The sequence below is a fragment of the Ilyomonas limi genome, assembly GCF_005233845.1.
Lineage (GTDB): Bacteria > Bacteroidota > Bacteroidia > Chitinophagales > Chitinophagaceae > Ilyomonas > Ilyomonas limi.
Genome location: NZ_SZQL01000047.1, coordinates 1 through 4,110, shown reverse-complemented (window position 1 = coordinate 4,110; position 4,110 = coordinate 1). Strand labels below are relative to the sequence as shown.

Genomic DNA, 4,110 nt, shown 5'->3' with positions numbered 1-4,110 from the left:
TGATGCCATACTTTTGAGCAAGCTGTCTGAAGCCCACTCCCTGCGTTAAATACTCTGTAATAATTTGTGTTTTTAAATCCATAAATAGGCTGTTTTTTAGTCAACCTATTTCAGGACGAGACATTACCGCTGCTGATTGTTTCAACGTCCAGCCCCACTTTTGGCAATACTATTGTTATAAGCCGTTTTTCTTTCAGCCGAGCTGCTACCAAAATTTCCACCAAGGTTTTACTTTAGTATTAATAGGTTGCCTTTCCGCTTGAATTTTAGCGTTTGCTTCGTTCCATTTTTGAGTTTCGATTTCAGTCGTTCCATTGTCGTCATATGTTACCCAACTATCGAAAGAAGTATCCGCTTGTCCTATAGCAACAACTCTATCTTTATGCATCATCACTCCAACACCATGTTCTTCGTCCCAGTCACAACCAAGCTCAAAACCGATGTAAGCGAAGTTATCTTTGTCGGCAGGCATAATATGCAAATTAGTAAGTCCAAGAAAGTTTTTAAAGTCTTCTATTTCAGTAATATTTGGAATTAACTCTTCATATATTTCCTTAAGCTCTGGTAATTTATTAAAAAGTCCAGTAAGTAATGCACCTCTTACTTGTTCTGAATTGTCAACCAAATATTTTATTGCGTTTATTTGTTGTTCTGTACTTATTGTAACATTGTCAACGCTCTTTCCTTTAACAAATACTTTTACAGTTCCATCAGAACTTTCTTCCTTGTCTTTCGTGCCATAATGTCCCTGCCTGCTTTGGTAACCATTCCAAGTTGTTAATGTCAATACTCCTTCATATGTTTTTCCAATAATGCTATTTGCTTTTAAGTCAAGGAGACTTTCCATTGCTACGTCTTTTAAAAATGGCTTATAACGCCCGCGGGCTTGCTGCCGCAGCGGCATTCTGAGTTACGTCAGACCAAATATAGCTGAAAAGATGATTGGAATTCCTCATGTTCAGCCGAGATTCGTCGCCCCGCTATGGCAGCAAACCCGTTGTTGGCTGCTGTTTTATTGTCGTCCGGCTTAGGTAATCTTTAAATCCATTGAATCTCTGATAAACTGATAGATATTCTTTGTAAGCCTCATAATAGAACCTCGCTTCATTTATTAAATCAGTATGGTCAACATGAAGCATATCGCAAATTGATTTGTAGTAAGTCAAAACTTTTAATAGTTCATCACACTCCTGTATTGTCGCCCCGTTGGTCTCGTAAAGAACTCCTGTCGGAATTTCATGAAGTGTCATATTGAGATAGCTCCTCAAAGTCAACTCCCGATTTTCAAGCAACCCTTTGTCATTTGGTTGCAAATAAAGTCCTCGTTCAATCAGTTGGTCATAAGAGTATTTGTGATTGCCAGTCAATTCCTGAAAGCCTGATAAAAGATATAATAACTTAATCATTAGCTTAATGGCGTCAACATTGTCTGAGTCCACCTGCTTTGATAAAACAGGATAAATAAGTCTTGAAAAAAGAGATTGTCTGATTTTTATTTTCTTGTCAAGGAGTTGGTTGACTACAAAACTGATTTCGTCAAAAGTTGATAAGCTGTTTTGTTGTAAAGCTTCATCAATTAATCTGTCAAGCAGAACAGTCCTTTGCTTCTTAATAAAGCATCTAGTCTCAATGTCAGTATACTTAGATATAAAATTTTCCGCAGTCACTAAAGTTAATTTGAAATAGCAGCCAACGAACAAGGCTTGCTGCCGGAGCGGCAATTCGTGGTTCGTCAGACCAAATATAGAATAAAAAGAACAATAGAATTCCTGATGATGATTGGCATTCGTCAAGCCGCTATGGCAGCAAGCCCGCTGTTGGGCGTTCGCCTTAGTTCATTAAGGTCAAAGCCTCTATTCTATCAAAATGCTTTTTGTTAAGCGTCGCCAATTTTAAGCCGTTGGCTACTGCGGTTGCAGCAATAAACAAATCCGCAATTTCAATCTGTTTCCGTTTGCGCTTCAGTTCAGAATTAATGTCGACCGCTATTCTGGAAGCCGTTTTGTCAAAGGGCAAAACCTCTACTTTCAGGAGAAGGTTATCCCAAAATGCAATTTGTCCCAATAGTGCTCCTCTGTAAATTTCGTACTCAGTCACCGATGAAATGCAGTAAGTATAGCCCTGTTTTACAATTGCGACAAGGGCGGCATTTTCTTTATCGGTCTTGCGGAAATAATCAATCAGGACGGATGTGTCAATAAGTATTATTTTGTCCGCCATTGATTAATTTCTTTTCTTGCTTTTGCGATTTCGTTTAGTTGTTTCTTGCTGAAAGTCGGACCATTTAATAGCAAGGTCAACATGTCTGACTGTGTGTCAGTAAGAACCTCATTTTTTTCCACTTCGCTTTTGAGCTGTGTCCACTGCTTTTTAGGAAGCTGTTTCACCAATTTCACCAACTGGTCATATCCTATTTCAACTTGCGCTTGCATAATGTCAAATTTAAGAAGTTTCGTCGAATAGTAAGCCGTTGAAAGGTGACGCCCAACGTTAGGGCTTGCTGCTGTGCTGGTATTCATTGCTCCTCCAGCCGACCATCAGCCAATTAAAATTATTAAAGTTCAAATTACGAACAAATGTTCAAAAGAAATCGGTCAGCCAAAACTGCTGCTGATTGTGAATAAAAAGATGAGAATTTATTCGTCTGCCAGCATAGCAGCAAACCCAATGTAAGCTGCCGTTTAGGTCTTCCGTTCTAAAACTGTTCATTACTTGAAATAACTTTTATAGTCCTCCTCAATTTCAGTAATGTCAGCATAATATGGTCTTTTCGTTGGGTCAAAAAAATACATGCCCCACAATTCGCGTAACGTGTCAAGTTTCACAAGTTCCGCTTTCTTGTCCGATGTTACGAACTTCAAATACTTTTTGGACTTGGCATTCATCACTGGCACACCTTGTTTCTCTAAAAATTCTGCCGATATGTTTATGTAATAGATATAGTCATCCGCTCCTGCTCGGAAATCTCTCTCACCAACTTCTTTCATTCGCTTTTCCATTTGCGAACTGTCAGGTTGAAAAAATACTGCGGCTTTTGTGTCAATGGTTAATGTGTCGCTATTTCCTTCAATTTCCTTTTTGTCAAGGTTCGTTTGTGGTGAATGACTCTGCTGTGTTGTGTCGGTTGTTGAATACTGAACTTCAGTTTTTACTTCTTGCTTATTATCCTTGGTCGCACACGATGAAAGTATCAGAACGAAAAATAAGAAATGTCTAAATGATGGTCTCATGAAAATGGCAGCTTACGAGGACGGCTTGCTGCCCGGAGCGGCACTTCGTGCAGGTCAGCCCCAAATATAGCTGAAAAGATGATTAGAGTTGCTGCTGCTGAATGGCTTCCGTCGAGCCGCTATGGCAGCAAGCCTCATGTAAGCTGCTGTTTAATTTATTTTTAAGTCAGAGTTTGTTACGATGTCGTAGCCTAAAAATCCTTTCGCTATTGTCAAGTCAACACTTTTGTATTTTTCAACTTGGGTGTCACAATAGTACACCAGCTGCTTTTCTTGTCCATTGTAGTTGATAATTATGAAAGGTTCTTCGCAAGTTCCCCTTTCACCTCTTGCAAGGTGTCCGGTTGAAATTATCTTTTCATTTATTACAATCGTTTTATTGTCAGCCAAGTAATAATTAGCAAACATAAATGCTGAAACGAATAAGCCTCCCCAAGTCACGATATTATAGACTATCTGTAAAAACAAAAATGGTGTAGTAAAGTAAACTGTCAGAATTCTCTTAAAAAATGGCGTAAAAACAAGTCCTGTAAAAACCCAAATAAAGAAAGGAATTTTGAAGGGAATAAATGTCTTTTCATAAATGTTTATTTCCCTTATTGTCAACAAAAGCGAACCAAAAAAGAATGTCGCCAAAACGCCATTAAAAAGTTTGAAATGGGGAATTGTTTGTTTGAGTTTTTGTTGAGCAAAGAACTGTCTTCCGCCCTTTTTAATTTTCTTAGTCATTAGGAAGTGTCACTATAAATTGCAGCTTACGTTCGCGCATTGCCGATGGTGGGGCAATTTTATTCATCAGCATAAATATAGTACAAAAGCCGGATTGAAAAACTGATGATGAGTTTTGTTCATCCGCCCCACTTTTGGCAATGCACTTGTT

6 protein-coding genes are annotated in these 4,110 nt (G+C 38.5%); all 6 read right to left on the bottom strand.

The genetic code is table 11. From position 1 onward, the window contains the following. Nucleotides 1-205: 205 nt before the first annotated feature. The 6 genes from FC093_RS23365 to FC093_RS23340 all read right to left on the bottom strand — a co-directional run bounded on the left by FC093_RS23365 (nucleotide 206) and on the right by FC093_RS23340 (nucleotide 3,959). On the bottom strand, nucleotides 206-847 hold the full coding sequence (locus FC093_RS23365; protein ID WP_137264241.1) for a DUF6985 domain-containing protein: 642 nt from the start codon (nucleotides 845-847) through the stop codon (nucleotides 206-208). A 133-nt stretch (nucleotides 848-980) separates the two neighbouring features. Then, complete coding sequence (locus FC093_RS23360) at nucleotides 981-1,667, bottom strand: hypothetical protein (protein WP_137264240.1); 687 nt, start codon at nucleotides 1,665-1,667, stop codon at nucleotides 981-983. 163 nt (nucleotides 1,668-1,830) lie between these two features. Further along, on the bottom strand, nucleotides 1,831-2,220 hold the full coding sequence (locus tag FC093_RS23355) for a type II toxin-antitoxin system VapC family toxin (RefSeq protein WP_137264239.1): 390 nt from the start codon (nucleotides 2,218-2,220) through the stop codon (nucleotides 1,831-1,833). After that, entirely contained in the window at nucleotides 2,205-2,432 is a 228-nt protein-coding gene (locus FC093_RS23350; RefSeq protein ID WP_137264238.1) for a hypothetical protein, read from the bottom strand. Before FC093_RS23350 ends, FC093_RS23355 begins: the two co-directional genes overlap by 16 nt. Before the next feature lie 276 nt (nucleotides 2,433-2,708). Continuing rightward, nucleotides 2,709-3,230 (bottom strand): hypothetical protein, encoded by a 522-nt coding sequence (locus tag FC093_RS23345; protein WP_137264237.1) that lies wholly within the window; start codon nucleotides 3,228-3,230, stop codon nucleotides 2,709-2,711. Nucleotides 3,231-3,380: 150 nt separating this feature from the next. Further along, nucleotides 3,381-3,959 carry a hypothetical protein gene (locus FC093_RS23340; RefSeq protein ID WP_137264236.1) on the bottom strand — a complete coding sequence of 193 codons (579 nt, stop codon included), beginning with the start codon at nucleotides 3,957-3,959 and terminating at the stop codon, nucleotides 3,381-3,383. Nucleotides 3,960-4,110: the final 151 nt, after the last annotated feature.

Coding starts and splice junctions, on each gene's coding strand:
- FC093_RS23365 (WP_137264241.1), bottom strand. CDS start 847: ATGGAAAGTCTCCTTGACTTAAAAGCAAATAGCATTATTGGAAAAACA.
- FC093_RS23355 (WP_137264239.1), bottom strand. CDS start 2,220: ATGGCGGACAAAATAATACTTATTGACACATCCGTCCTGATTGATTAT.
- FC093_RS23350 (WP_137264238.1), bottom strand. CDS start 2,432: ATGCAAGCGCAAGTTGAAATAGGATATGACCAGTTGGTGAAATTGGTG.
- FC093_RS23345 (WP_137264237.1), bottom strand. CDS start 3,230: ATGAGACCATCATTTAGACATTTCTTATTTTTCGTTCTGATACTTTCA.
- FC093_RS23340 (WP_137264236.1), bottom strand. CDS start 3,959: ATGACTAAGAAAATTAAAAAGGGCGGAAGACAGTTCTTTGCTCAACAA.